General features: G+C 61.7%; 25 protein-coding genes. 18 read left to right on the top strand and 7 right to left on the bottom strand.

Features of this window, described 5'->3' with window-relative positions; genetic code table 11:
* The first annotated feature begins 4 nt into the window (after positions 1-4).
* The 8 genes from EP165_RS15235 to EP165_RS15270 all read left to right on the top strand — a co-directional run bounded on the left by EP165_RS15235 (position 5) and on the right by EP165_RS15270 (position 7,419).
* Entirely contained in the window at positions 5-1,618 is a 1,614-nt protein-coding gene (locus EP165_RS15235; protein WP_127523691.1) for an ABC transporter ATP-binding protein, read from the top strand.
* Positions 1,618-2,751, top strand: coding sequence for an ABC transporter permease (locus tag EP165_RS15240; RefSeq protein ID WP_206075923.1), 1,134 nt, complete (start codon positions 1,618-1,620; stop codon positions 2,749-2,751). Before EP165_RS15235 ends, EP165_RS15240 begins: the two co-directional genes overlap by 1 nt.
* Positions 2,744-3,658: an ABC transporter permease gene (locus EP165_RS15245; protein WP_127523693.1), complete on the top strand. Its 915-nt coding sequence runs from the start codon at positions 2,744-2,746 to the stop codon at positions 3,656-3,658. Before EP165_RS15240 ends, EP165_RS15245 begins: the two co-directional genes overlap by 8 nt.
* A gap of 44 nt (positions 3,659-3,702) precedes the next feature.
* On the top strand, positions 3,703-4,779 hold the full coding sequence (locus EP165_RS15250) for a BMP family ABC transporter substrate-binding protein (RefSeq protein WP_127523694.1): 1,077 nt from the start codon (positions 3,703-3,705) through the stop codon (positions 4,777-4,779).
* Positions 4,780-4,923: 144 nt separating this feature from the next.
* Entirely contained in the window at positions 4,924-5,547 is a 624-nt protein-coding gene (locus EP165_RS15255) for a glutathione S-transferase family protein (RefSeq protein ID WP_127523695.1), read from the top strand.
* A 90-nt stretch (positions 5,548-5,637) separates the two neighbouring features.
* The gene (locus EP165_RS15260) at positions 5,638-6,081 is read left to right on the top strand and encodes a VOC family protein (protein WP_127523696.1); all 444 of its coding nucleotides are present in this window, start codon (positions 5,638-5,640) and stop codon (positions 6,079-6,081) included.
* A 66-nt stretch (positions 6,082-6,147) separates the two neighbouring features.
* A complete protein-coding gene (rpe, locus tag EP165_RS15265) occupies positions 6,148-6,834 on the top strand; it encodes a ribulose-phosphate 3-epimerase (RefSeq protein ID WP_127523697.1) in 687 nt (228 codons plus the stop codon).
* Positions 6,835-6,861: 27 nt separating this feature from the next.
* Positions 6,862-7,419: a thioredoxin family protein gene (locus tag EP165_RS15270; protein ID WP_127523698.1), complete on the top strand. Its 558-nt coding sequence runs from the start codon at positions 6,862-6,864 to the stop codon at positions 7,417-7,419.
* Positions 7,420-7,431: 12 nt separating this feature from the next.
* On the opposite strand, the gene EP165_RS15275 is transcribed toward EP165_RS15270, so the two are convergent.
* From EP165_RS15275 to EP165_RS15305, 7 genes are read right to left on the bottom strand one after another with little or no spacing between them, the layout of a single operon-like run.
* The gene (locus EP165_RS15275; RefSeq protein WP_281040018.1) at positions 7,432-9,063 is read right to left on the bottom strand and encodes an alkaline phosphatase family protein; all 1,632 of its coding nucleotides are present in this window, start codon (positions 9,061-9,063) and stop codon (positions 7,432-7,434) included.
* A gap of 33 nt (positions 9,064-9,096) precedes the next feature.
* Positions 9,097-10,035: an alpha/beta hydrolase gene (locus tag EP165_RS15280; protein WP_127523699.1), complete on the bottom strand. Its 939-nt coding sequence runs from the start codon at positions 10,033-10,035 to the stop codon at positions 9,097-9,099.
* A 3-nt stretch (positions 10,036-10,038) separates the two neighbouring features.
* Positions 10,039-10,872, bottom strand: coding sequence for an alkaline phosphatase family protein (locus EP165_RS15285; RefSeq protein ID WP_127523700.1), 834 nt, complete (start codon positions 10,870-10,872; stop codon positions 10,039-10,041).
* A gap of 17 nt (positions 10,873-10,889) precedes the next feature.
* Positions 10,890-12,539 carry an ABC transporter ATP-binding protein gene (locus tag EP165_RS15290; protein ID WP_127523701.1) on the bottom strand — a complete coding sequence of 550 codons (1,650 nt, stop codon included), beginning with the start codon at positions 12,537-12,539 and terminating at the stop codon, positions 10,890-10,892.
* On the bottom strand, positions 12,532-13,353 hold the full coding sequence (locus tag EP165_RS15295; protein WP_127523702.1) for an ABC transporter permease: 822 nt from the start codon (positions 13,351-13,353) through the stop codon (positions 12,532-12,534). Before EP165_RS15295 ends, EP165_RS15290 begins: the two co-directional genes overlap by 8 nt.
* A 10-nt stretch (positions 13,354-13,363) precedes the next feature.
* Positions 13,364-14,320, bottom strand: a complete 957-nt coding sequence (locus tag EP165_RS15300; RefSeq protein ID WP_127523703.1) for an ABC transporter permease — start codon at positions 14,318-14,320, stop codon at positions 13,364-13,366.
* A gap of 1 nt (position 14,321) precedes the next feature.
* Positions 14,322-15,911, bottom strand: coding sequence for an ABC transporter substrate-binding protein (locus tag EP165_RS15305; RefSeq protein ID WP_127523704.1), 1,590 nt, complete (start codon positions 15,909-15,911; stop codon positions 14,322-14,324).
* 384 nt (positions 15,912-16,295) lie between these two features.
* Here EP165_RS15305 and msrB point away from each other — a divergent pair, with 384 nt between their 5' ends.
* From msrB to EP165_RS15355, 10 genes are all read left to right on the top strand, one after another.
* A complete protein-coding gene (gene msrB, locus EP165_RS15310; RefSeq protein WP_127523705.1) occupies positions 16,296-16,742 on the top strand; it encodes a peptide-methionine (R)-S-oxide reductase MsrB in 447 nt (148 codons plus the stop codon).
* Positions 16,739-17,245 carry a peptide-methionine (S)-S-oxide reductase MsrA gene (msrA, locus tag EP165_RS15315; RefSeq protein ID WP_127523706.1) on the top strand — a complete coding sequence of 169 codons (507 nt, stop codon included), beginning with the start codon at positions 16,739-16,741 and terminating at the stop codon, positions 17,243-17,245. Before msrB ends, msrA begins: the two co-directional genes overlap by 4 nt.
* A gap of 348 nt (positions 17,246-17,593) precedes the next feature.
* Complete coding sequence (locus tag EP165_RS15320; RefSeq protein ID WP_206075924.1) at positions 17,594-18,274, top strand: helix-turn-helix domain-containing protein; 681 nt, start codon at positions 17,594-17,596, stop codon at positions 18,272-18,274.
* A gap of 28 nt (positions 18,275-18,302) precedes the next feature.
* Positions 18,303-19,895 carry an ABC transporter substrate-binding protein gene (locus tag EP165_RS15325; protein WP_206075925.1) on the top strand — a complete coding sequence of 531 codons (1,593 nt, stop codon included), beginning with the start codon at positions 18,303-18,305 and terminating at the stop codon, positions 19,893-19,895.
* Positions 19,896-19,956: 61 nt separating this feature from the next.
* Positions 19,957-20,985, top strand: a complete 1,029-nt coding sequence (locus EP165_RS15330; protein WP_245440174.1) for an ABC transporter permease — start codon at positions 19,957-19,959, stop codon at positions 20,983-20,985.
* Complete coding sequence (locus tag EP165_RS15335) at positions 20,982-21,815, top strand: ABC transporter permease (RefSeq protein WP_127523707.1); 834 nt, start codon at positions 20,982-20,984, stop codon at positions 21,813-21,815. The genes EP165_RS15330 and EP165_RS15335 overlap by 4 nt, the downstream gene beginning before the upstream one ends.
* Positions 21,812-22,693, top strand: a complete 882-nt coding sequence (locus tag EP165_RS15340; RefSeq protein ID WP_127523708.1) for an ABC transporter ATP-binding protein — start codon at positions 21,812-21,814, stop codon at positions 22,691-22,693. Before EP165_RS15335 ends, EP165_RS15340 begins: the two co-directional genes overlap by 4 nt.
* Positions 22,690-23,499, top strand: coding sequence for an ABC transporter ATP-binding protein (locus EP165_RS15345; RefSeq protein WP_127523709.1), 810 nt, complete (start codon positions 22,690-22,692; stop codon positions 23,497-23,499). The genes EP165_RS15340 and EP165_RS15345 overlap by 4 nt, the downstream gene beginning before the upstream one ends.
* On the top strand, positions 23,496-23,993 hold the full coding sequence (locus EP165_RS15350; RefSeq protein ID WP_127523710.1) for a GAF domain-containing protein: 498 nt from the start codon (positions 23,496-23,498) through the stop codon (positions 23,991-23,993). The genes EP165_RS15345 and EP165_RS15350 overlap by 4 nt, the downstream gene beginning before the upstream one ends.
* 3 nt (positions 23,994-23,996) lie before the next feature.
* Entirely contained in the window at positions 23,997-26,072 is a 2,076-nt protein-coding gene (locus EP165_RS15355) for a hydantoinase/oxoprolinase family protein (protein ID WP_127523711.1), read from the top strand.
* Positions 26,073-26,078: the final 6 nt, after the last annotated feature.

The raw sequence follows: 26,078 nt of genomic DNA on the forward strand, positions 1-26,078 counted from the left end.
CAGAATGCGCCGACTACCATACCGGCGGGGAACACAAAGAGGCGCAGGGTTGAACAACACCGGCTCCCAAACCAAAGCGGACCTGCTCGAGGTTCGCGGCCTGACGAAAATATTCGGCTCGCTCAAAGCTTGCGACGCCGTCGATCTCGCCATTGCAAAAGGTGAGATTCATGCCCTCCTGGGCGAGAACGGCGCCGGCAAGTCGACGCTGGTGAAAATGCTGTTCGGCTCGCTTGAGCCGGCTTCCGGCGACATTCTGTGGAAAAGCTCATCCGTCCGCATATCGAACCCGGGCGAGGCCCGTACGCTCGGTATCGGGATGGTCTTCCAGCATTTCTCGCTGTTTGAAGCCCTCACAGCCGCCGAAAACATCGCCCTTTCGCTCGGCAAGGAGACGCCGATCAGCGAGATCGCGGAGAAAGCGCGTGCGCTTTCCAAGGCCTACGGACTGCCGCTCGACCCTTTTGCTCTGGTCGGCGATTTGTCAGTCGGCGAGCGGCAGCGCATCGAGATCGTGCGCTGCCTTCTGCAAGAGCCCGAACTCATCATTCTCGACGAACCGACCTCGGTACTGACGCCTCAGGAAGCCGACAAGCTGTTTGAGACGCTTGAGCGCCTGCGCTCCGAAGGCAAGTCGATCCTCTATATTTCCCATCGGCTGGAGGAAGTGAAACGCCTGTGCGACCGCGCGACGGTGCTGCGTCACGGCAAGGTGGTTGCGCATTGCGACCCGCGCAATGAAAGCCCGGCTTCTCTGGCCCGCATGATGGTGGGCGACGAGGTGGTAGGGGCGGAACGTCCGCCGCGCGAAGCTGGCGAACAGGAAGAGATGCTCGGTATTTGCGGCTTGAGCCGAAAGCCGGCAGGTCCGTTCTCGGTGCAGCTTCACGACATCTGGCTGACCGTGAAAAGCGGCGAGGTGATCGGTATTGCCGGCGTCGCGGGCAACGGTCAGGGCGAATTCTTCGAAGCCGTTTCAGGTGAGGTACTTCAGGAAGCCCCCAATGTCCTGCGTATCCGCGGCAAGGCAGCAGGCAAACTCGACATCAACGACCGGCGCATGCTGGGAGCGGCTTTTGTGCCGGAAGAGCGGCTGGGCCACGGCGCGGCGCCAACATTGCGGCTCTCCGAAAACCTGCTTCTGTCCCGCTTCCGCACGGATGCAAGCGCGTTCATCTCGAATGTCGGGCTGGTGGTTTCCGGCGCGCTTTCCAAAGCGTCAAAGCGCATCGTCGCCGATATGGATGTCCGCAAAAGCGCTGAAGACCCTGAAGCATCGGCACTCTCGGGCGGCAATCTGCAAAAATTCATCATCGGCCGCGAGCTCGACCGCCAGCCATCGGTGATGGTGGTGAACCAGCCGACATGGGGTGTCGATGCTGGTGCGGCCGCCCGCATCCGCCAGGCGCTGATCGACCTCGCACGCGCCGGCTCCGCGGTGCTGGTGATCAGCCAGGATCTCGACGAGCTTTTCGAGATTTCGGATTCGATCGCGGTCATGCACAATGGCCGCCTGTCTGAACCGCTCCCCATCGGAGACGCAACTTACGAAAAGATCGGACTGCTGATGGGCGGCGCGGATGCCGCGGCTTCCCCGGCAGTGAAGGAAGCGGTGTGATGCGGGTCGAACTGATCAAGCGGCCGCAGCAATCGGCACTGTTTTCCGCGATCTCGCCTTTCATCGCGCTCGGCATGACCTTGATAGCCGGCTCGATCATGTTTTCGCTGCTCGGCAAGAACCCGCTCGATGCGCTGTATTATTATTTCATCGATCCGCTGACCGGCATCTGGGATCCCTTCAATCGCTGGCAGCTCCATGAACTGGCGATCAAGGCGGCCCCCCTGATCCTGATCGCGGTCGGCCTGTCGGTCTGTTTCCTTTCCAACAACTGGAACATCGGCGCGGAGGGCCAGTTCGTCGCCGGCGCGATGGCCGGATCGGCGATCCCGGTGCTGTTCCCCGAATTTCACTCGTGGACCGTGCTGCCGCTGATGCTCATCATGGGCATGGCGGGCGGGGCGGCCTATGCGAGCATACCGGCCTTTCTGAAGGTGCGGTTCAACACAAACGAGATCCTCACCAGCCTGATGCTGGTCTATGTCGCGCAGCTCTTCAACGACTGGCTGGTGCGCGGTCCGTGGCGCAACCCGGAGGGATTCAGCTTCCCCGGCACGGTGCGGTTCCACGAATACGCCATCCTGCCGCAGATCTGGCCCGACGCCGGCCGCGCTCACTGGGGTTTCATCTTCGCGCTGATCGCCGCGGTTGCGGTCTGGTTCATGCTCTCCAAGACCGTCAAAGGTTTCGAGGTGAAGGTACTGGGCCAGAGCCCGCGGGCAGGGCGCTTCGCAGGATTTTCGGCCTCGCGCATGGTGTTTTTCGCCTTCCTGATCTCGGGGGCGCTGGCCGGCCTTGCCGGCATCAGCGAAGTCGCCGGCCCGGTGGAGCATCTCAACGAGAAGATCTCGATCGGCTACGGCTTCACCGCCATTATCGTTGCCTTTCTCGGCCGGCTGAACCCGCTCGGCATCGTCGCAGCCGGCCTGATCCTGGCGCTGACATATCTCGGCGGCGAAGCGGCGCAGATATCGCTGCAGGTCTCCGACAAGACCGTTCGCGCATTCCAGGGCATGTTGCTCTTTTTTGTGCTCGCCAGCGACACGCTGATCCACTACCGCGTCCGCCTTGTCGCATCGCCGGCGGCCAAACCGGCCAAGCCGGCCGCCACGGAGGCCGCAGGCAATGTTTGAGCAGATCATCATCACCATTGCGACCGCGGCCACCCCGCTGCTGATCGCGGCCATCGGCGAACTGGTGGTCGAGCGCTCGGGCGTACTCAATCTCGGCGTTGAAGGCATGATGATCATGGGTGCGGTGGCCGGCTTCGCCGCCGCATTTACGACGGGTTCGCCATGGCTGGGCCTGGCGGCGGCGATATGTGCCGGAGCGCTTTTTTCGCTGCTGTTCGCATTCCTGACGCTGACACTGGTCACCAACCAGGTGGCGACCGGACTGGCGCTGACGCTGCTGGGGCTCGGCCTGTCGGGCATGCTCGGCGAGGCCTTTACGGGGCAGCCGGGCGTAAAGCTGCCGCTGATCTACATACCGGTCCTTACCGAGCTGCCGCTGATCGGCAAACTGCTGTTCGGGCAGGACCCGGTGTTTTACCTGTCGCTGCTGCTGACCGGTGCTGTGGCCTGGTTCCTGTTCAGAACCCGCGCGGGGCTGACGCTTCGCTCGGTCGGCGACAATCACGGCTCCGCCCACGCGCTCGGCATCAACGTCATCCGCATCCGCTATCTCGCCGTCATGTTCGGCGGCGCCTGCGCCGGTGCAGCCGGCGGCTACCTGTCGCTGCTTTACACCACGCAGTGGATCGAGAGCATGACGGCCGGCCGCGGCTGGATCGCGCTGGCGCTCGTGGTGTTCGCCTCCTGGCGGCCCTGGCGTGTGCTGGCGGGAGCCTATCTGTTCGGCGCCGTCTCGATCGGCCAGTTGCATGCACAGGCCCTGGGCATCAAAATTCCCTCCCAGTTTCTGTCGGCGCTGCCCTATCTGGCAACGATCGTCGTGCTGGTTCTAATTTCGAGAAACCGGCGCCTGACCATGATAAACACGCCAGCATCTTTGGGACGGCCGTTTGTGCCCGACCGATAGAACGAGAGGGGAAGTCCCCCGTAACCCCGCAAGAGGAGAACCTCATGAAGAAATCCCTGTTAACAATCGCCGCAGCAGCGACCGCGCTTTCGCTCGGTACGTTTGCGGCAGAAGCGAAGGTGAAAGCCTGCTTCATTTATGTCGGCCCGATCGGCGATTTCGGCTGGTCCTATCAGCACCATCAGGGTGCGCTCGAAATGCAGGAAGCGCTCGGCGGCGAATCCGAGGTCGAACTCGCTTATCTGGAAAGCGTGCCGGAAGGCGCTGACGCTGAACGCGCGATCGAGCGCTTCGCACGCTCAGGCTGCAACATCATCTTCACCACTTCCTTCGGCTACATGGACGCCACCAACGCGGTGGCCGGCAAGTTCCCGGACGTCAAGTTCGAGCATGCGACCGGCTACAAGCGCGAACATCCGAATGTTTCGACCTATAATTCGCGCTTCCATGAAGGCCGCTATGTTCAGGGTGTGATTGCGGCCAGCATCTCGGAAGTCGGCGTGGCAGGCTACATCGCCTCCTTCCCGATTCCCGAAGTCGTGATGGGCATCAACGCATTCCTTCTGGGCGCTCAGTCGGTCAATCCCGACTTCAAGGTCAAGGTGGTGTGGGCCAACACCTGGTTCGACCCGGGCAAGGAAGCCGATGCCGCCAAGGCGCTGATCGACCAGGGCGTCGACGTGATCACGCAGCACACCGATTCCACCGCGCCGATGCAGGTTGCCGCAGAACGCGGCATCAAGGCCTTCGGTCAGGCATCCGACATGATCAAGTTCGGACCCGAGACGCAGCTGACCTCCATCATCGACGACTGGGGTCACTACTACACCGAACGCGTCAAGGCTGTGATCGACGGCACCTGGGAGCAGATCGATGTATGGGAAGGCATGGCCGAAGAGCATGTCGTCATGGCTGAATACGCCAATATGCCCGACGACGTGAAAGCCAAGGCAGCTGAAATCGAGGCAAAGATCAAGTCGGGTGAATTCGATCCCTTCACCGGCCCCGTCAACAAGCAGGACGGTTCGGCCTGGCTTGCCGACGGCGAAGTCGCGGAAGCCGGCGTGCTGCTCGGCATGAACTTCTACGTCGAGGGCGTGGACGACCAGCTGCCGCAATAAGCAGCGCGGGTTGCAGAGTATCGGGGAGGGCGCCTACGGGCGCCCTTTTTCGTTTTTTGTCAGCAGGCATTCCTGACAGAAAGTTGTCAGGAGCGGGTTGTTAGGAGGGCACGAAATCGAACCAACCAAACCGGAGACCGAACCATGCTCAAATTCTACCACGCACCATTCACGCGGGCGCTCGGCGTATTCTGGCTGCTGGAGGAGCTCGGCGTCGATTACCAGCGCGTCGCGATCGACATTCGCGGCGGCGGTGCGCCTGAAGACTACCGCGAGGTTCAGCCGAACAAGAAGGTGCCCGCCATCGAGCACGACGGCACGGTGATAACCGAAAGAGCCGCGATCACGCTCTACCTCGCTGAAATATTCACCGATGCCGGACTGGCTCCCGCGGTCGGCGACCCGGCGCGGGCGGCCTATCTCACATGGACAGTCTACAACGATGCCGTGTTCGACCCCGTACTTTGCGCCAGGGCGCACGGGCTGGACTATGTCAGTAACGACTATCCGTTCGGCCTGTATGAAGACATGTTCGCCAATCTCGAACGTCATCTCAGCGTCAATGATTTCGCCGCCGGCGACCGCTTTACCGCAGCCGACACGCAGCTTGGCACATCGATCATGGTCACGATGGACACGATGAAAATCCTGCCGGAACGGCCCGCCTTCAAAGCCTATGTGGAACGCCTGCGGCAAAGGCCGGCTTATCAGCGCGTCTCGAAGCTCGACTACGAACTGGCAATGGCGCTGCCTTCGCTGGAGACTTAGGCGGCAAACAGGTGAAAGGCCGGGAGCCGCCGCCATTGGCAGGCTCCCACCGCCTGTGCCAACATCCATCTGCTAGGCCGGGAGGATTTCATGGCGGCATTGGGTTTGACGGGGATCGGCCATGTCGCCCTGAAGGTAGCGGACATCACCCGTTCGCTGGCCTTTTATCGCGACAGGCTGGGTTTCGAAGAGATGATGCATCTCGATCACGAAGACGGTTCGTTGTGGCTCGTTTATCTGCGCATCACAGACACGCAGTTCCTGGAGCTGTTTCCGGGCGGCGAGGACGCCGCCGCTCCCGGCCCCGATCGCACAGCAGTCAACCATTTCTGTCTCGAAACCGACGATATCGAAGCAACGGCCAACGCCTTGCGCGCGGCGGGAATTCCCCTCACGGTGGAACCCAAGATGGGGCTGGATGGAAACATGCAATGCTGGATCGCCGACCCCGACGGGAATCGCATCGAGTTCATGCAGATGGGGCAGCAGAGCATGCAGGCAGCAGCGATTACGCGATTGAACGCCCGGGCATGACCGGGTGACATAGCCAGCTCCTGCCGGTAAACGCTTGCGGGGCACCACGTGACACATGGAAACCGGATGACCTCGAAGACAATCATCGCACCGTCGGTACTATCGGCAGATTTTTCGCGGCTGGGCGAAGAGGTGGACACCGTACTGCGCGCCGGCGCGGACTGGATCCATCTCGACGTGATGGACGGGCATTTCGTGCCCAACATCACCTTCGGCGCCCCGGTGATCAAGGCGATCCGCGGCCGTACCGACGCGGTATTCGACTGTCATCTGATGATTGCGCCGGCAGATTCCTATCTCGCCGCATTCGCGGATGCCGGAGCCGATATCATTACCGTGCACGCCGAGGCCGGGCCGCATCTCGACCGTTCTCTGCAGGCAATCCGCGATCTTGGCAAAAAGGCCGGCGTGTCGCTCAACCCGTCGACACCGGAAAGCGTGATCGAATATGTGCTCGACCGGCTGGATCTGATCCTGCTGATGTCGGTCAATCCGGGGTTCGGCGGCCAGAAATTCATCCCCTCGGTGGTGGAAAAAACGCGACGCGTGAAAGCAATGATCGGCGCCCGTCCCATAGATATCGAGATCGATGGCGGCATTACGCCGGAGACCGCGCCAATGGTGGCTGCCGCGGGAGCCACCGTGCTGGTTGCAGGTTCCGCTGTTTTCAAGGGTGGCAGCGAAACGAGCTACCGCGCCAATATCAGCGCAATACGCGAGGCGGCGGACAACGCAGTCGCCAAAGCCGCCTGAACGATACAGGGGCAGGGAGAGAGCATCATGGCAGCGACACCACCGGTTTGCGACTTCGGCTGGCAGGCTGTCGACGGGATCCTTCCGGGCACCGACGGCAATGAACACCAGATTTCCGAGATCGCCGGGCCGGGCGGCCTGGTCGTTGCCTTCATCTGCAATCACTGCCCCTATGTGAAAGCGGTGATCGACCGCATCGTGGACGACGCGAAGAAGCTGGAACCCTATGGCGTCGGTTTTGTTGCGATCTGCTCGAACGATGCCGATGCCTATCCGGCCGATTCATTCGAGAAGATGCGCGAATTCGCCAAGGCTTATGGCTTTCCATTCGCTTATCTGCACGACGCCGATCAGTCGATCGCACGCGCCTACAATGCGGCTTGCACGCCCGACTTCTTCGGTTTCAATGCGGATCTGAGGCTGCAATATCGCGGCCGGCTCGATGCCGCGCGCCTCGACGAGCCTCAGCCTGGTACGCGGCGCGACCTTATGGAAGCGATGATTGCGATTGCGCGCACAGGCGAGGGGCCGGCCGACCAGATCCCGTCCATGGGCTGTTCGATCAAATGGAAAGAAGCGGTCTGAGACCGGCCGGGCTCAGCGCCCGGGTTTGCCGCGATAGGCCTCGCTGAATTCGCCTGAAATCTCGTCGGCTTCATAGACGCCGATAAGCACGCCCGTCGCGGGCTTGCCGGCGCGCATGGCGATGATCCTGTCCTTGGGCATAGTGGTACGCTGCGAGGGCCGCGTCGCCCATTCCTGAAGTCTTGTTTCCATCATCGCGACGATCGAAGCAAATTCCGGATCGCCGCCGACATCGCGCAACTCCTGCGGATCGGCGGCAAGGTCGAACAGCATCGGCCGGAAACCCGGCGCGTGCATGAACTTCCATTGTTTGTCGGCGATCATGAACAGCCGCGCCTTTTCCGGCGAAACGTCCAGCTCCCTGGCCATCGGCGTCATCGAATAATCATATTCGGACACCGCGTAGTCCCGCCATTCGGCGGGCGTTTCGCCACGCAGGAAGGGCATCAGCGAGCGGCCTTCGACAATGTGGTCGGGGACGGTCCCGCCCGCTGCATCGATGAAAGTTGCGGCAAGGTCGATCGTTTCCACCAGCTCATCGCAAACAGACCCGCGTGTGCCGTTTGCAGCTTCCGAAGGGTCGTACACGATCAGCGGCACTTTCACCGATTGATCGTGGAACAGGTCTTTTTCGCCAAGCCAGTGGTCGCCGAGATAATCGCCGTGGTCCGACGTCAGCACGATCATCGTGTTTTCCAGCCGGCCGGAATGCTCAAGAAAATCCAGCAGCTTGCCGAGCTGGTCGTCGCATTGTTTGATCAGGCCCATGTAAGCCGGGATCACGGCGTCGCGCACCGCGTCGCGGCTGAACGCACGGCCGATCTGGTTCTGCATGAAGGCGCGGTAGACCGGGTGCGGGTCCTGCCGTTCCAGCTCGGAACGGACCGCAGGTAGAATGTCGCCGGCGCCGAACATGTCGTGATAAGGCGCAGGCACGATGTAGGGCCAGTGCGGTTTGATGTAGGAGAGATGGCAAAGCCAGGGCCGCTGATGGTCGGCCGAAATGAAGGCCTCCGCCTCGCGCGTAAGCCACGGGGTCTCCGAATCCTCCTCCGCGATATTGGCAGGCTTGCCGGCATTGGCCATGAACCAGCCCGACGCCATCTCGCCGGTTTCCTCAACGCCGGAGTTGGCGAAATCGTGCCACGGGTTTTCGCCTGCATAACCGCGTGATTTCAGATATTCGTTATAGGATTGCCGGCCCTTGTCGTAATAACCGGCCGGCCCTTTGCCCCACAGGCCGTCGTCGCGCACATGCACGTCGAAGCCGCATTCCGACACGCGCGCTCCGATGACGGATTCGCGCGAAAGGCCGAGCCGCGCCATGCCGTCTTCATCGACCCGCATATGGGTCTTGCCGACAAGTACCGCATCCATGCCCGCCTTGCGCAGATGGTCGCCCAGCGTGAGTTCGCCCACCTTGAGCGGAAACCCGTTCCACGCCGCGCCGTGAGAATGCACATAGCGCCCTGTGTAGAACGACATACGTGAGGCTCCGCATACGGGAGACTGCACATAAGCGTGCGAAAAACGCACGCCCATTGCGGCGAGGCGGTCCATATTCGGTGTTTTCAGGTGGGGGTGGCCGGCACAGCTCAGATAGTCGAACCTGAGCTGGTCATACATGATGAAAAGAATATTCAAGGCATGCTCCGCTGGTTCGGCCGACCAGACCTTCTAACCCAAATCGGGCATTTCACCAGCCGCGAGTGCCTGGAGCGAAGCCACGATGCGATCGAAACTTTCGCGGGCACGCCGGATTGTTGTGCGGCCGCGAAGATAGCCGTGAACCAGACCCTTTTCCTCACGCCAGACGGCTTTGCCGCCGGCAGCGAGAATCCGGTCGCGATAGATTTCCCCGTCGGATGAGAGCGGATCGCACTGGGCGGTGATGACGACCGTTGGCGGGAGACCGGCATAATTCGTGTCTGCGAGCGGCGCTGCCGTCGGATCATCCTCGCTGCCACCGCGAATGCCGCCATAAAATTGAATATCCCGGGTGGTGAGCATGGGCGCTTCGGCATGCTCGACATAAGACCCCGACGCGGTGTCGCCACCGAGGCCGGGGTAGATCAGCATTTGGCCGACCGGCGCACGCGGATGACCCCGCGTAGCATGCGCGACGGAAGCGGCGAGATTGCCGCCGGCACTATCTCCGGCAAGAAGGATCGGCGCCTTGCGTGTCTTTGCAACCCAGGCAAAAGCTTCCATGGCGTCGTCGTACGCGGCCGGATGCCCGTGTTCCGGCGCCAGCCGGTAATCGACGGAAATAAGCTCGAAACCGGTGCGTTCGCAAAGCTCGGCACAGACATCGTCATGGCTTTCAAGCCCGCCGAGAATGTAGCCGCCGCCGTGATAGTAGATCACCACCGCGGCGCTGCTGGACTGTGCATTGCGGTAGATGCGTATCGGGATATCGCGGCCTTCGGCAGCGATTGCCGTCGTTTCGGCCGTTACCCCGTCGGGATAGCCGTTGAAGAAGGCCCGGCACATGCGGTCATAGATCTCGCGCTGAACTTCTACCGGCTGGTCGACCGTTTCCGGTGGATAGAAGGAGTCCGTCCTGGCGATGAAAGCTCGGGTCTCGTCGTCAAGAAGCTTGCTGTAATCGGCCATGGTTCACAACAGAAACGGTTTTGCTGTCATTGTGCCGGGGGCCGGCACGCCGAGACGGGAAAGGATGGTCGGTGCGAGCTGTAGCTGGTCGAGAAGCACGTCCTTCTCCGGGCCTTTCGCCGCGCCGAAATAGTACAGCGCGAAATGCTGCTGGTCGTCGCCGGCTCCGCCGTGGTGGCCTCGATCCGACTGGCCGTGATCAGCTGTCACGATGACCTCGTAGCCGGCCTCGCGCCAGCGCGGCAGGAACGCTGCCAGCATGGCGTCCATCGTGAAGCACGCTTTGTCCATCTCGACGCAATCATGGCCGAAGCGATGGCCCATCGAATCCATCGTGCAGGTGTGCAGGATGCCGTAGTCGATGCCGAACCTCGCAGCGAGCATCGTCAGCGTGGCGAAGAGATCGACGTCCGAAGGTGTCATCTGGTTGTCGTGGCCATAGCCCGTCATAGTGTGGAAGCGGCCATGCGTGATTGGCCCGCCGGGCTCGTCATATTCGATGTCGCGCACGAAATCGAAGGGATAGCGGTTGAAGAATTCCGACCAGTAGGAATGCGTGACCGCACCCGTCTTGCCGCCGGCTGCCGAGACTTCGGAGAAGATGTCGGGCAGCTTCACGCGGAAGCGCACATCGTTGGACAGAATGCCGTGCACCTGCGGCGGCACGCCTGTGTGGATCGAGGCGTAACAGGAGGCGGAAGTGGACGGCAGCACCGACTGCATCTTCCATACGCGCGCTTCGCCGGACGCGACCCAGCCTTCCAGATTGCCGAACAGCCGGCGGAAATTCCGCCAGGGCACACCATCGAGAATAATCAGGAGAAGCTTGGATTTCATATGACCCGACCCGGTCGTCAGTTGCCGGCACTTTCCATGCGGCGCGACGAAATCGCCTTCTCCAGCCAGCCGATTTCCATTTCCGGAACCGATGACAGAAGCAGGTCGGTATAGTCGTCGAACGGCGGCGCAAGCACCTTGCTCTTCGACCCGTAGCGCACCACCGAGCCTTGATACATCACCGCAATGGAGTCCGCGATCGACTTCACGGTAGCCAGATCATGGGTGATGAAGAGATAGGCGACATCTTCTTCGGCCTGCAGTTCGAGCAGCAGGCGCAGAATGCCGTTTGCAACGAGCGGGTCGAGGGCGCTGGTCACTTCATCGCAAATGATCAGCGATGGCTTCGCCGCAAGCGCGCGTGCGATGCAGACGCGCTGCTTCTGGCCGCCGGAAAGTTCGGCCGGATATCGGTCCTTGAAGCCGTGGCCCATCTCGATCTTGTCGAGCAGTTCCTCAACGCGGGCATCACGTTCCCTGCCGCGAATGCCGAAATAGAACTCCAGCGGCCGCCCGATGATCGTACCCACGGTCTGGCGCGGGTTCATGGCGACGTCGGCCATCTGGTAGATCATCTGCAGTTCACGCAGATCGTCGCGGGTGCGCTCGGCCAGCCGGCTTGGCAGTGTACGCCCGGCGAATTCGATCGAACCTTCCTTCGGCGGCAAGAGCCCGGTGATGGCACGCGCCAGCGTCGACTTGCCGGAGCCCGATTCACCGACAACCGCCAGCGTCTGACCTGCATAAAGGTCGACCGAGATATCCTTCAGCACGTCGATCGGGCCGCCGCCATACGCGGCGGTCACGTTCCGCACCGAAAGCAGAGGCGTCTCGCGCGGCGGCTTCTCCTGATGTTCGATCTCGTGCACGGAGACCAGCTGGTTGGTGTATTCCTGGCGCGGCTCCTTGATGATCTGCCGCGTGTGTCCCCATTCGACCAGCTTGCCGTGCCGCAGCACCATGATCTCGTCGGAGACCTGGGCAACGACGGCCAGATCGTGCGTAATGTAGAGCGCGGCGACACCGGTGTCGCGGATCGCATCCTTGATCGCGGCGAGCACGTCGATCTGTGTCGTCACGTCAAGAGCGGTCGTCGGTTCGTCGAACACGATCAGATCGGGCTCCGAACACAGCGCCATTGCCGTCATCACACGCTGCAGCTGGCCGCCGGAAACCTGATGCGGATAACGTTTGCCGATATTGTCGGGGTCGGGAAGGCTGAGCTTGCGGAACAGGCTCTTCGCCCGCTTTTCCGCCTCCGCGCGGCTGGCAACGCCGTGCACCACGGCGGCTTCGACGACCTGATCCATCAGCCGGTGGGCGGGATTGAACGCCGCAGCGGCGGACTGCGCGACGTACCGCACCTCTTTGCCGCGCAGGCTTCTGAGACCCTGTCTGCCGGCTTTCAGGACGTCACGGCCGTTCAGTACGACCTTGCCGCCAGTGATACGGACACCACCGCGCCCATAGGCCATGGAGGCGAGGCCGATCGTCGACTTGCCGGCGCCCGACTCCCCGATCAGGCCAAGCACCTTGCCTTTTTGCAGTGTCAGCGAAACGCCATCGACAATGGTGATGTCATGCGGCGCTTCACCAGGCGGGTAGACTGTAGCTTCGATACGCAGGTCGCGAATCTCAAGCAGCGGAGAGGTCGAATTCTCAGGCACCGCGGCCTCCCTTCAGCGAGGTGGTGCGGTTGAGGACCCAGTCCGCGACCAGATTGACCGATATCGCCAGCGCGGCGATTGCGGCAGCCGGGATCAGCGCGGCCGGAATGCCGAACACGATGCCGTCCTTGTTTTCCTTCACCATGCCGCCCCAGTCGGCCTCCGGCGGCTGGATGCCGAGCCCGAGGAACGAAAGGGCCGACACAAACAGCACCATGAAGATGAAGCGCAGGCCGAGCTCTGCGACGAGCGGCGACAGCGCGTTGGGCAGGATTTCCCGGAATATCACCCAGATCTGGCCTTCGCCGCGCAGCCGTGCCGCCTCGACATAGTCCATCACGTTGATGTCGACGGCGACGGCGCGCGACAGCCGGTAGACACGCGTGGCATCGAGCACACCCATCACCAGGACCAGCGTGAGTACCGTCGACGGCAGCACTGAAAGCACCACGAGCGCGAAGATCAGGGTGGGGATCGACATCAGGAGATCGACAAAGCGCGACAGCAGCTGGTCGACCCAGCCGCCGACGACAGCTGCTGTGAAGCCGAGGATCGACCCCAGAGAGAATGACAGCACCGTCGCCATGGTGGCGATGAAGATCGTGGTACGGGCGCCGTAGATCATGCGCGAGAGCAGATCGCGGCCGAGATTGTCGGTACCCAGCCAGTGCTGCGACGACAGCGGCTCCCAGACCGCGCCGACGATTTCCGTCTTGCCGTAGGGCGCCAGCAGCGGCGCAAATATCGCGGTTATGAGGAACAGGCTGGTGAGGACCAGGCCGAGCAGGGCACTTGGGGGAATTCTTCTGAACATCGCGCCGCCCCTATTTCGGATGCCTGAGGCGCGGATTGGTCAATATCGCAACGATATCCGCCACCAGGTTGAGGCCGATATAGAAGGCCGCGAAGATGAGGCCGCATGCCTGGACAACCGGCACATCGCGCTTGGAAACGTGATCGACGAGATACTGACCCATGCCGGGGTAGACGAAGATCACTTCGACCACCACGACACCGACGACAAGGAACGCAAGGTTGAGCATAACGACGTTGACGATGGGCGCGATTGCGTTGGGAAACGCGTGTTTGCGGATCACATCGAACGCCGTGAGGCCCTTGAGCTCTGCCGTCTCGACATAGGCCGATTGCATGACGTTGAGGATCGCGGCGCGTGTCATGCGCATCATGTGCGCAAGAACGACAAGCGTGAGCGTGGCCGCGGGCAGGGCGACCGTCATCAGCCGTTGGCCGAAACCCATGCCGTCATAAACCGTCGCGATCGAGGGGAACCAGGCAAGCTTCACCGCAACGAAGAAGATCAGCACATAGCCGATGAAAAACTCCGGCAGCGAGATCGAGGCAAGCGTGACCGCCGAAATCATCTTGTCGGGCCAGCGGTCGCGGTAACGTACAGCAATCAGTCCGAGCAGGATCGCCAGCGGCACGGAGACCACCGCCGCCACCGACGCCAGAAACAGCGTATTGGCGAGACGCGAGGCAATCGCGGAAGAGATATCCGCACCGCTGGAAAGCGATGTTCCGAGATCGCCGGTCAGCAGACCGCCGAGCCATGAAAAATAGCGGCTGAGTGCCGGTTCGTTGAGCCCAAGTTCCTTGCGCAGATTTGCGAGCGCCTCGGGCGTTGCGGACTGTCCCAGTATCGATTGCGCGACGTCGCCGGGCAGTATCTGGGTGCCGGCGAAGATCAGAATGGAAACTGCGAACAGGAGCAGGAGGCCCAGCGCGAGACGCTGGGCCACCAATCTTGCTACCATACCCATGTCAGGTGGCGAGCCACATCTTCATGGGTGCGTAGAAGTTCATGAGATCGAAGCCGCCATTGATTTCCTGCCAGCCGGTGACCTTGTCCGACGTCGCGTCGATGAAATCGTTGAACATCGGGCAGATAAGGCCGCCTTCGTCGCGCAGAAGCACGCTCATGTCGCGGTAGATCGCCTTGCGCTTGTCATTGTCGAGCTCGGCCCGCGCCGCAAGCAGCATCTTGTCAAAGCCGTCATTGAAGAAACGCGTGTCGTTCCAGTCCGCGGACGACAGATAGGCGGTGGAGAACATCTGGTCCTGGGTCGGACGTCCGCCCCAATAGGAAGTACAGAACGGCTGGGCATTCCACACCTCCGACCAGTAGCCGTCATTCGGCTCGCGCTTGATTTCAAGCTGAATGCCGGCCTTCGAGGCCGATTCCTGGAACAGCGCCGCGGCGTCTGGCGCACCGGGGAAGGAATTGTCCGACGTGCGCAGCAGCACCGGCCCGTCATGTCCCGACTTCTTGAAGTGGAACGCTGCCTTCTCCGGATCGTAGTGGCGCTGCTCGATGTCGCCGGAGAACAGCGGATAAGAGCCGTTGATCGGCGTATCGTTGCCGATGGAGCCGTAACCGAAGAGGATCTTCTCGACCATCTCCTCGCGGTTCATGGCATATTTGAGAGCAAGCCGCAGATCGTTGTTGTCGAACGGCGCGGTATTGCAATGCATGATGAAGACATAGTGGCCCGGGCCGGAGGTCGAGCGCACTTCGACGCCGGGCGCTCGGCTCACGAGCCCGGCGACCTTGGGCGGCACACGGTTGATCATGTGCACCTGACCCGACTGAAGCGCGGCAACGCGCGCCGTGTCGTCATTGATCACGACGAGTTCGACCGAGTCGGCATAACCCATCTCGGGGTCCCAGTGATTCGGGTTCTTTTTGCCGACAAAACGAACGCCCATTTCGCTCGTTTCGATCATGTACGGGCCGGTCCCGATTGCAGCGGCCGGATCGTCCTTGCCGCCGCCGGGCTGGATGATCAGGTGATAGTCGGCCATCAGATAGGGCAGGTCGGCATTCGGCGTTTCCAGCTCGACGACGAACTTGTCGCCATCGGCCTTCATGTCCTTGATCCCGCGCATGATGCCGAGCGCACCGGACTTCGTATCTTCACCCGCGTGACGGTCGAATGTATCCAGCACGTCCTGGGCGGTTACCGTTTTGCCATTCGAAAACTCGATGCCGGAGCGGATCTTGAAGGTCCAGATACGTGCGTCGTCGGAGGCGCTGTATTCCTCGGCGACACGGTTTTGCAGGCCACCCTCGAATGCGAGTTCGACGAGCGGCTCACCCCAAAGCCGGATCACCTGGCTTGCCGTCGCATTGGCCGCAAGCGCCGGGTCGAGACTGTCGGTCGAAGCGCCTCCCTGAATACCGACCTTGATAGTGCCGCTCCGGTTCGGCGTTTGCGCATGGGCGGCATTGCTGAGCAGGGTGCCGGCAAAGGCGGCGCTGATGCCGAGCGCGGAGGCCCGCCCCAGAAAATCTCTACGGCTCATTGAGCCGGCTATCACTTTTCGGCTGAGATGTTCGAGTTCACGTGACATATCGAGGTTCCTCACTCTAGTTGGCTTTTGCCGTTCTTCTTTGTTTTTGCCTCCTCTTGTCGGGGAGTTGCCGGGAATATTGGACGCAAGCCGGTCCGTACGGCAAGGTCACAGGCGAAATTTCATGTCGACCGGAGCGGCACGAAGCAGGAAAAACACCGAAACGGGAAAGCATCAGCCCCGTCTCATTGCGGGCCAGGCCGTGATTGAGAGCCGCGCCCAGATCGGGCGCACGCATGCCTGCGGCCAGTCGCCGGAAGGTGGCCTGGCGACCTTGTCTGTTGGATAGGTCCTATCGAAATTGTGACCCACGGCTATTGGCAAATCAGCAGCCGCGCGGCCATCTTCAGGGCAACACAATGCGACGAATGGAGGACATCCGCCGTGAAATATGAAAAATCCGATGCCGCGATCGCCAAGCTGACGCCCGAGCAGTATCACGTCACGCAGCAAAGCGGCACCGAGCGCCCCTATACGGGCGAATATTACAAGAACAAGGAGCCGGGCATCTATGTCGATGTGGTTTCGGGCGAGCCGCTTTTTGCCTCGGCCGACAAGTTCGACAGCTTTTGCGGCTGGCCGAGCTTCACCAAGCCGATCGTGCCCGCCCACATCAACGAGCTGCGGGACGACAGCCACGGCATGATCCGCACGGAAGTGCGATCGGTGCATGGCGACAGCCATCTGGGACATGTTTTCAACGATGGCCCCGCCGACAAGGGCGGTTTGCGCTACTGCATCAACTCGGCCAGCCTGCGCTTCATCCATCGCGATGACATGGAGGCCGAGGGTTACGGCGACTATCTCGATCAAGTGGAGGACGTTTCATGACTGAACGCGCCGTTCTTGCGGGGGGCTGCTTCTGGGGCATGCAGGATCTGATCCGCAAGCTGCCAGGCGTGGAGATGACCCGGGTTGGCTATACCGGGGGCGACGTGCCCAACGCCACATACCGCAATCATGGCGACCATGCCGAAGGGATCGAGATCGTCTTTGACCCAAAGGTGATCAGCTACAGGCGGATTCTGGAGTATTTCTTCCAGATCCACGATCCGACCACGGCGAACCGGCAAGGTAACGATGTCGGCCGCTCATACCGCTCGGCGATCTATTATGCCGACGAGACCCAGAAACAGGTGGCGCTCGACACCATTGCGGATGTCGAGGCGTCGGGACTGTGGCCGGGCAAGGTCGTCACCGAGCTCGAGCCCGTCGGCGACTTCTGGGATGCCGAACCTGAGCATCAGGATTATCTGGAGCGTTATCCCAACGGATACACCTGCCATTTCCCGCGTCCCGGCTGGGTGCTGCCGAAACGCACGGCAGCGGAATAACGCGGACAAAAATCATACGCCGGGGCGCGGTGCGCCCCGGCCAAAACGCAAACTGTTCTTCGGCCGGCAGGCAGAACTCCTGACCAAGAACGTCACCGGAATTCGGCGAGGGCGGCGGCTCGCCCGCCCGCTGCCGCCAAGGGCGATTTCAGGAAGGCTCGAACAGCATTGTTTTCACAACAGCGTCCCCCGACAGCAAGTCAGCGACATTAATTTTTCTGGCTATGTATTTGAAATAATAGCCATTTTGATGTGCAAATATCAGGCGTTTTAGTATATGTAAAATCTGCTTGACAAACGGCCGGCCTTCCCTGAACGTTTACAAATACTAAAAAAGGGGAGCCGCTGGTGGAGGGTGAGAACGCAGTCCAGTCGACGGAAACCGGTGGCGAGCCGCTGGGAACGCGGCTGCGCGAACGGCGCCAGGAGCTTGGACTGACATTGAAGGCCGTTGCCGATGCCGCAGGGCTGTCGGTTGGCTTCATCTCGCAAGTCGAGCGCGACCTGACGGTACCGTCTCTGGCGTCGCTGGCGTCGATTTCGCGGGTATTGCAAACCCCGATGACGAAGTTCCTCGCACAGCCGCGGGGCGGCCAGCCACACACCCGGCATGACGAGCGGCCGGTCTATGCGGTTCAGGCAAACGGCCTCCAGTATGAGCGGCTGTCGGCGCGTTTTCCCGGCAATGTCCTGAACAGCGTCATCGTACATGAACCGCCGGGCATGCGCTCCGAACCCATCCGCCATGAGGGCGAAGAGATGTTCTTCATCCTCAAGGGCGCGATAACGATCGAAGTCGAGGACGAGGTCACCGTCCTTTCGGCCGGCGACAGCATCCACTTCGATTCCACGCGGCGCCATTCATCCTGGAACCACACCACGGAAACAGTGAGCATACTGCATGTATGCACGATGGACGTCTTTGGAGACGACCTGGCCGACGACAACAGGCTGGGCAACCGGGCGCGGCACAAGGTCCGACAAGAACCCGGGGACAATGACAGCGAATCCGAGAACGCAACTGGCTGAACAGAAGCAAGTAATGGGAGCAACCGACATGAAATCCATTCTCAAACCGATTACCGCGATGGCGCTGGCATCGAGCGTCCTGGCGGCGCCCGTTGTGGCAAACGCCGGCGGCACGCTGCGCCTTGACGAAGTGGCGGTTGGCGAGATCGACCCGTCCAAGGCGTCGGACTATGCCGACTCCATCCTGATGTTCAATCTCTACGATACGCTGGTTCTGCCGCGTCAGGGCGGTCCGGGCCACGATCCGCATCTTGCCGAAAGCTGGGAGGGTTCGGGCACCGAATACACCTTCAAGCTGCGCAGCGACGTGAAATTTCTCAGCGGCAACCCGATGACCGCGGAAGACGTTGTATTCTCGCTCGACCGCATGAAAGCGATGGGCAAGGGCCTGTCTTACCTTTTCGGCAATGTGGAAAGTGCGGAAGCGGTCGACGCGAATACGGTCAAATTCACGCTGTCCACGCCATATGCGCCATTCGTGGCGTCGCTGGTACGGCTGCCTATCGTCGACAAGCAGGCGGTGATGGCCAATCTCGGCGAAGGCGAGGGCGACATGAAGGACTGGGGCGAGGCATGGCTCTCGTCCAACACCGCCGGCACCGGCGCCTACAAGATTGTCTCGCACAATCCTCAGGAAGAAACCGTCATGGAAAAGAATGGCGGCTACTTCATGAATGTCGCCGAGGCTGCCCCGGACCAGGTGCGACTGCGTTACGGCCTCGAGGCCGCGACGGTGCGCACGCTGATCAGCCAGGGCGAGCACGACATCGCTTCGCAGTGGCTGCCGCCGGAGGTCATCAAGGCGCTCGCCAATGATGGCGCGCAGCTTTTGACCGAAAGCGGGACCGGCGCCTTCTACGTGAAGATGAACACGACCAAGGCACCGCTCGACGATGCAGAGTGCCGCCTCGCTCTGGCCAATGCGTTCGACTACAACGCCGCGATCAAGATGATCGCCGTGACCGACGACGTTTCGCAGGGTTCGGCCGCCACCGGCGCTATTCCGGTCGGCATGTTCGGTGCAAACCCGGCCGGCGACGGCCTGTCACGCGACTTGGATGCGGCAAAAGCACATCTGGCCAACTGCAAATACAGCCCCGAGGACATCAATCTCGAATTGTCCTGGATCGCCGAGGTCCCCGTTGAGGAGCGTTTCGCGCTTCTGATGCAGGCCAACTTCGCCGAACTCGGCATCAAATCCGAGATCAGGAAGCTGCCCTGGGCTTTGTTTGCCGAGCAGGTGTCGAAGCCGGAAAACACCCCGCATATCTCGCAGCTCTTCGTCAATGCCGTAACCGGCGATCCCGATACGCTGCTTTACGGCATGTACTACTCGACGGCTGCGGGAACCTGGCAGTCACCGGAATATCTCAACGACGCCAATGTGGACGAACTGCTCGACGCCGGACGGACAGGTGCCGACGATGCCGCTCGCGAAGCCGCCTATTCGGAACTGAACGATCGCCTGATGGAGATTGCTCCGTCGATCTACGGCTACGACCGGCAATCGGTATTCGCAGCCAGCACGCGTGTGAAAGCGCCGGCGCTCAGCGATCCTGAAAAGGCCTTCGGGCTGGACGGAATGGGCTTCACCTTCCGTCTGATGGAAGTCGCCGACTAACAGGTGCCGGCTGGCAGCCGGGCGGACCAAGCAACGCCCGGCTGCGCCACTTGGAACCAGAATGATGATGCCGATTGCCCGCCTGCTTTCGAAGCGGCTGGGAACCTCGTTGCTCGTGCTTTTCGGGGTCTCCATGCTGATCTTCGCCATCGCCCGGATCATCCCCGGCGACCCCGCCCGCATCGCGCTGGGCCCCAACGCCACGACCGAACAGGTTGCGGCGCTGCGCGCAGCGCTCCACCTCGATGATCCGGTGTGGATCCAGTACGGATATTTTCTGGCCGATCTGGTGCGCGGCGATCTTGGTGTGTCGTTATACACAAACCGGCCCGTGACCACCGACATCGCGCAATTCCTGCCGGCGACGCTCGAGCTGGTTTTTGTCGCCGGCTTCATGATGGTGGCGATCGGCCTGCCGCTCGGAATTCTGTCGGCGCGATATCGCGGCGGCATCGCCGACAACATCGTGCGCATCGTATCGCTGCTCGGCGTCTCGGCACCCAGCTTCGTCTGGGCCGTGATCCTGATGCTGATCTTCGCCTTCTACCTGCCGCTGTTCCCCGTCGCGGGGCGCATATCGGACAGTTATTCCATTCAGGCCGTCACCGGCTTTCTGCTGCTCGACACATTGATTGCCGGCAACTTTCGCGCCTTCGGCAACGCGGCCTGGCATATCGTGCTGCCGGCCTTCGCGCTCGCTCTTTCGGGCATCGGACAGGCCACGCGGCTGACCCGCGCCAATATGGTCGAGACCTATGAGCGGCCATATATCGAGATGGCCCGCTCATACGGCTTTCCTGCCAGACGCATCGCAAATCGCTACGCATTCAAGCCCTCGCTCATTCCCTCGCTGACGATCATTGGCCTGGATTTCGCGGCGATGCTGGGCAACGCCTTTCTGGTCGAAGCGATCTTCGCCTGGCCGGGCCTCTCGCGCTACGGCGTTGCGGTAATCCTGCGCAAGGACCTGAACGCGATCGTCGGCACGGTGCTGATCATCTCGGCGACCTTCCTGATCGTGAACATCATCGTCGATCTGCTGATCGCTTTCATCAATCCGCGCATCCGGCTGTCGCAGAGGTCGTCATGAAACGCACGATCTCCATATTGATTGCCAATCCGCTGTCGCTCCTGGGCGTGGTGCTGGTCGCCACGGTCGTGCTGTCGGCCTTGTTCGCCGACTTCATCGCGCCATTCCCCGAGCATCGCGGCGCAGTGGTCGACTTCGCCAATTTCAACAAGGCGCCGGAATGGCCCTATATCATGGGCACCGATCTGGTCGGCCGCGATATTTTCTCGCGCATTCTCTACGCCTTTCGCATCTCGCTCATTCTCGGCGTGGTCGTGCTGGCGATTGCTGTGCCGATCGGGGTCACCGTCGGGCTGGTTGCCGGCTATTTCGGCGGCTGGACCGAATACATCCTCATGCGCATCACAGACATCTTCCTGTCGATCCCGCCGCTGGTGCTGGCAATGTCGATCATGGGCGTGCTGGAGCCAACGCTCGCCAACGGCATGCTGGCCGTCACGGTGATGTGGTGGCCCTGGTATACGCGGCTTGTCTACAACATCACCCGCTCCGAGCGCGAAGAGGGTTATGTGCTCGCAGCCGAGGTGATCGGCGCTTCGCCGCTGCATGTCATCTTCCGCGAAATCCTGCCCAACTGCGTGCCGGCCGTCGTCACCAAAATGACGCTCGACCTCGGTTTCGTGATCCTGATCGCATCCTCCCTGTCATTCCTTGGCCTTGGCGTACAGCCGCCGACGCCCGATCTCGGATCCATGGTCGCCGACGGCGCAAAATATCTGCCGGACAGCTGGTGGCTGACAGTGTTCCCCGGTCTCGCAATCCTGGTCGCGGTGTTCGGCTTCAACCTGATCGGCGACGCCTTGCGTGACATTCTGGGGGCGGATCAATGAGCCGGCCGCTGCTCGATATCCGCAACCTCACTCTGGGCTTCAAGGGCTGGACGGGTGTCACCGAAGTGCTGCACGGCATATCGCTGAACATCCAGCCGGGCGAGCGTGTGGCGCTGGTGGGCGAGTCGGGCTCCGGCAAGTCCGTCACCGCTCGCATCGTGCTCGGCATGCTGCAATCGCTGCGTTCGGCCCGTATCGGCGGCACCGTCGAATTCGACGGCCGCAATCTGGCGCAGATGTCGCGCACCGAGCGCCAGCAACTGCGCGGAACGCGCATCTCGATGATCTTCCAGGACCCGACATCGTCGCTGAACCCGGTCTACCGGATCGGCACGCAATTTCATGAGGTGCTGAAGCGTGAGGCGCCGGGCGTCTCCTATCGGGAGGCGATGAAGCGCGCCGCCGAGATTTTGCACGAGGTCTCGATCGGCGATGCCGAACGCGTACTCAATTCCTACCCGTTCCAGCTGTCGGGAGGCATGAACCAGCGCGTGATGATCGCGATGGCGCTGGCAAACGAGCCCGACCTGCTTCTGGCCGACGAACCGGGCACCGCGCTCGACGTCACGGTGCAGACGCAGACACTCGACCTGATGCGCGGGCTGGTGGAGCAGCACAACACGGCCGTGCTCTTCATTTCGCACAATCTCGGCGTGGTGCGCGAATTCGCCGACCGGGTGTATGTGATCTACAAGGGACGCATCGTCGAGCACGGCCCGACGACTGCGCTCTTTGATGACCCGCGCCACCCTTACACACGCGCATTGATGATGGCCGTGCCGCGCCTGACCGGCGGCGGCGTACCCGACATCGACGACGATGCCAGCGCGTTTTCCGCACCTCTGGTCGATCACCTTTCGGGGGAGGGACGGCCATGAGCGATGCCCTGATCTCCATTCGCAACGTGTCCAAGACATTCGATGCCGGCGGCCAAGCCGTGAAGGCGCTGGACGACGTTTCGCTCGACGTCGAGCGCGGTTCATGCATGGCGATTGTCGGGGAATCCGGGTCCGGCAAAAGTACGCTCGCCAATATTGTGCTCGGCATCTACCCGCCGACCTCAGGCGAGGTTCTCTTCGACGGCCAGCCCCTGCCGGCACGACGCACAAAGCTGAACCGCCGGCAGATCCAGCTTGTCCAGCAAAACCCGCTTTCCTCGCTCAATCCGAAACGCACCATCGGTGCCTCGCTCAGGCTGGCGCTCGACGTTCACGGAATCGGCGAGCGCGCGCAGCGCAAGGATATGGTGCGGGCGCTTCTGGAAGAGGTTCACCTGCCGCATGAATTCGCCGACCGCGCGCCCGCAGCGCTTTCGGGCGGTCAGCGCCAGCGTGTGGCGATCGCCCGCGCTCTCGCCTGCCAGTCGGAGCTGGTTGTGCTCGACGAACCGACCTCCGCACTCGACGTGCTGGTGCAGGCGCGTGTGCTGAAGCTTCTCGGCGAGCTGCAGCCGAAGCGCAAACTCACCTATATCTTCATCACCCACGATCTCGCGGTGGTGCGCAATATCGCCGACCGGGTCGCAGTTTTCGAGAAGGGCCGCATCGTCGAGACGGGCCCGACGCGCAATCTCTTCGAAAAACCCGAACACCCCTATACGCGCGCGCTCATTGGAGCCGTGCCGGTCATCACGCGCGACGAGCTGGCGCTCCGCGCAACCCTTTCCACGGAGACAGATACATGAATACGGAGGCCGCTTTCGGCGCTGCCCTTGGCGCAACCGGCAGCCAGCCGACAACCGTGTTCGACGCGCTCAACGCGTTGACCGAGGCACTTGTCGGCGTACGCCTGTTCACCCTGATGACGTTTGACGCCGCCACGGGCGAGGCGCGCCGCATCTATTCCAACATGCCCGATGCCTATCCGGTCCTGGGAACCAAACCCGTAAACGAGACACACTGGACCGGGGTCGTGCTCGACCGCCACGAGACGTTTGTCGCCAACGACATCGATGAAATCGCGCGGGTTTTCGACGATTTCGAGCTGATCCGTTCGCTTGGCTGCGAATCCGCCATCAACGTGCCCATCGTGGTCGACGGTTCCGTGATCGGCACCATCAACTGCCTGCACGAAGCCGGCTTTTACACAGCAGAGCGCGTCGAAGCATCCAACAGGCTGAAGCTGCCCGGAGCAGCCGCCTTTCTCCTCGATCGACTGATTTCCGCCAAGGGAGCCTGAACAATGGCGAACAAGACCATCCGCGTTGCGACCGATGTCGGAGGCACATTCACAGACCTTGTGTGCTTCGAAACAGACCGGGAAACCGGCCAGTCGCGCATCATCACCGCCAAATCCGACACCACACCGCCCAATTTCGAACAGGGCGTGCTGAACGTGCTTGCCAAGGGCGAGGTCGATCCGAAGTCGATCGACTTTCTGGCGCATGGCACCACGGTCGTCATCAACGCTCTGACAGAGCGCAAGGGCGTGAAGGTTGGCTTGATTACGACGGAAGGTTTTCGCGACACGCTGGAGATCGCGCGCGGCAACCGGCCGGACTTCTTCAACCTGCACTACAAGAAGCCCGAACCGTTCGTGCCGCGTTATCTGCGCCGCGAACTGCCCGGACGGATGACCTACCGCGGCGACGAGATTGCCGCGCTCGACCTGTCGCCACTGGCCGGCATTGTCGAGGACTTCAAGGCAGACGGCGTCGAGGCCGTTGCGATCTGCTTCCTGCATTCCTACGCCAATCCCGCCCATGAACAGGCGGCGATGGCCGAGGTCGAAAAACTGTGGCCCGGCGCCTCGGTCGTATCCTCTCATCAGATAACCCGTGAATGGCGCGAATATGAGCGCTCGAACACCGCCGTGCTCTCGGCCTATGTGCAGCCGGTCGCGCAGCGATATCTGAAGCGGCTCGAAGACGGCGTGAAGGGCGATGGCTTCGGCGGATCGCTCTATGTCATGCAGTCGAACTGCGGCGTCGACTCGCTGGAGGCCGTCTCGCGCATTCCGATTACGATGGTTGAATCCGGGCCCGCATCGGGTTTCTGGGGCGCGGCGGAACTCGGAAAGCTGATCGGCGAACCGAACGTGCTTGCGCTCGATATCGGCGGCACGACCGCCAAGTGCTCTTTGATCGAGAACGGTCAGGTCAAGATCATGACCGACTACTGGATCGAGCGCGACCGCACATCGGCCGGATACCCGATCATGGTGCCGGTGGTCGATCTGGTCGAGATCGGCAATGGTGGCGGCTCGATCGCCTGGGTCGACGATTTCGGCAAGCTGCATGTCGGCCCGCAATCGGCCGGAGCGCTGCCTGGTCCGGCAGCCTACGGGAAGGGCGGCACCAACGCCACGACAACCGACGCCAACCTCTGGCTCGGCCGCATCAACAGGGACTATTTCTGCGGCGGCGAGATCGACGCCGACATGGACGCAGCCGGCAAGGCGATCGCGGCCGTGGGCAAGAAGCTCGGTGTTGACGCCAGCGAGGCCGCGCGCGGCATCGTGCGCATCGCCAACAACAACATGGTCAATGCACTCAAACTGGTTTCGCTGAACCGCGGCCACGACCCGCGCGATTTCACGCTGGTCGCCTTTGGCGGCGGCGGTGCGATGCATGCGGTGGCGCTGGCGCAGGAACTCGGAGTGAAGAAGGTCGTCATCCCGGCGGGCGCCTCGGTGTTCTCCGCCTGGGGCATGATGATGTCCGACCTCAGGCGCGATTATTTCGTCACCAACCTGGCCGATCTTTCCGGCGATTCCGCCACCGCGATCGAAGCACTTTTCGCAGAGACCGAGGATCGTGCCCGCGAGCAATATGCGGCCGAGGGCATTGACCGCGCCAAGGTGAAATTCCTCCGCTTCGCCAAGTTCCGCTACCAGAACCAGGAGCACACCACCGAGGTGCTGCTGGAAGAAGGGCCGGTCACGGCAGAGCGTATCGACGCCATCGAGGTGAGTTTCCACGAAACCTACGAGCGCGAATACACCTATCGCCTCGACGCGCCAGTGGAGCTTGTCGGCATTCACCTCGTCGCCTCCGCCGAGGTCGGCAAGCTGACGATGACGAGCGAAGAGCCCACCGGCAATCCGGCTGCGAACGCGCTCAAGGGCAAGCGCGATGTCGATTACGCGCTGGAAGGCGTGCACGAAGCCGAAATCTACGACGGCACCAAGCTGGAACCCGGCATGATTTTCACCGGCCCGGCCGTGGTCGAAGACCCCGGCACGACCATCGTCATTCACCCCGGCAACCAGGTCGCGGTGGACGGCTTCCGCAATATCCGCATCACGATCGAGAAATGAGGAGCA

The sequence above is a fragment of the Mesorhizobium sp. Z1-4 genome (assembly GCF_004000235.1).
GTDB lineage: Bacteria > Pseudomonadota > Alphaproteobacteria > Rhizobiales > Rhizobiaceae > RCIO01.

What these genes read in the sequence shown, in the direction of transcription:
- EP165_RS15235 (WP_127523691.1), top strand. Translation starts at nt 5, where the DNA reads ATGCGCCGACTACCATACCGGCGGGGAACACAAAGAGGCGCAGGGTTG.
- EP165_RS15240 (WP_206075923.1), top strand. Translation starts at nt 1,618, where the DNA reads ATGCGGGTCGAACTGATCAAGCGGCCGCAGCAATCGGCACTGTTTTCC.
- EP165_RS15245 (WP_127523693.1), top strand. Translation starts at nt 2,744, where the DNA reads ATGTTTGAGCAGATCATCATCACCATTGCGACCGCGGCCACCCCGCTG.
- EP165_RS15250 (WP_127523694.1), top strand. Translation starts at nt 3,703, where the DNA reads ATGAAGAAATCCCTGTTAACAATCGCCGCAGCAGCGACCGCGCTTTCG.
- EP165_RS15255 (WP_127523695.1), top strand. Translation starts at nt 4,924, where the DNA reads ATGCTCAAATTCTACCACGCACCATTCACGCGGGCGCTCGGCGTATTC.
- EP165_RS15260 (WP_127523696.1), top strand. Translation starts at nt 5,638, where the DNA reads ATGGCGGCATTGGGTTTGACGGGGATCGGCCATGTCGCCCTGAAGGTA.
- rpe (WP_127523697.1), top strand. Translation starts at nt 6,148, where the DNA reads ATGACCTCGAAGACAATCATCGCACCGTCGGTACTATCGGCAGATTTT.
- EP165_RS15270 (WP_127523698.1), top strand. Translation starts at nt 6,862, where the DNA reads ATGGCAGCGACACCACCGGTTTGCGACTTCGGCTGGCAGGCTGTCGAC.
- EP165_RS15280 (WP_127523699.1), bottom strand. Translation starts at nt 10,035, where the DNA reads ATGGCCGATTACAGCAAGCTTCTTGACGACGAGACCCGAGCTTTCATC.
- EP165_RS15285 (WP_127523700.1), bottom strand. Translation starts at nt 10,872, where the DNA reads ATGAAATCCAAGCTTCTCCTGATTATTCTCGATGGTGTGCCCTGGCGG.
- EP165_RS15295 (WP_127523702.1), bottom strand. Translation starts at nt 13,353, where the DNA reads ATGTTCAGAAGAATTCCCCCAAGTGCCCTGCTCGGCCTGGTCCTCACC.
- EP165_RS15300 (WP_127523703.1), bottom strand. Translation starts at nt 14,320, where the DNA reads ATGGGTATGGTAGCAAGATTGGTGGCCCAGCGTCTCGCGCTGGGCCTC.
- EP165_RS15305 (WP_127523704.1), bottom strand. Translation starts at nt 15,911, where the DNA reads ATGTCACGTGAACTCGAACATCTCAGCCGAAAAGTGATAGCCGGCTCA.
- msrA (WP_127523706.1), top strand. Translation starts at nt 16,739, where the DNA reads ATGACTGAACGCGCCGTTCTTGCGGGGGGCTGCTTCTGGGGCATGCAG.
- EP165_RS15325 (WP_206075925.1), top strand. Translation starts at nt 18,303, where the DNA reads ATGAAATCCATTCTCAAACCGATTACCGCGATGGCGCTGGCATCGAGC.
- EP165_RS15330 (WP_245440174.1), top strand. Translation starts at nt 19,957, where the DNA reads ATGATGATGCCGATTGCCCGCCTGCTTTCGAAGCGGCTGGGAACCTCG.
- EP165_RS15335 (WP_127523707.1), top strand. Translation starts at nt 20,982, where the DNA reads ATGAAACGCACGATCTCCATATTGATTGCCAATCCGCTGTCGCTCCTG.
- EP165_RS15340 (WP_127523708.1), top strand. Translation starts at nt 21,812, where the DNA reads ATGAGCCGGCCGCTGCTCGATATCCGCAACCTCACTCTGGGCTTCAAG.
- EP165_RS15345 (WP_127523709.1), top strand. Translation starts at nt 22,690, where the DNA reads ATGAGCGATGCCCTGATCTCCATTCGCAACGTGTCCAAGACATTCGAT.
- EP165_RS15350 (WP_127523710.1), top strand. Translation starts at nt 23,496, where the DNA reads ATGAATACGGAGGCCGCTTTCGGCGCTGCCCTTGGCGCAACCGGCAGC.
- EP165_RS15355 (WP_127523711.1), top strand. Translation starts at nt 23,997, where the DNA reads ATGGCGAACAAGACCATCCGCGTTGCGACCGATGTCGGAGGCACATTC.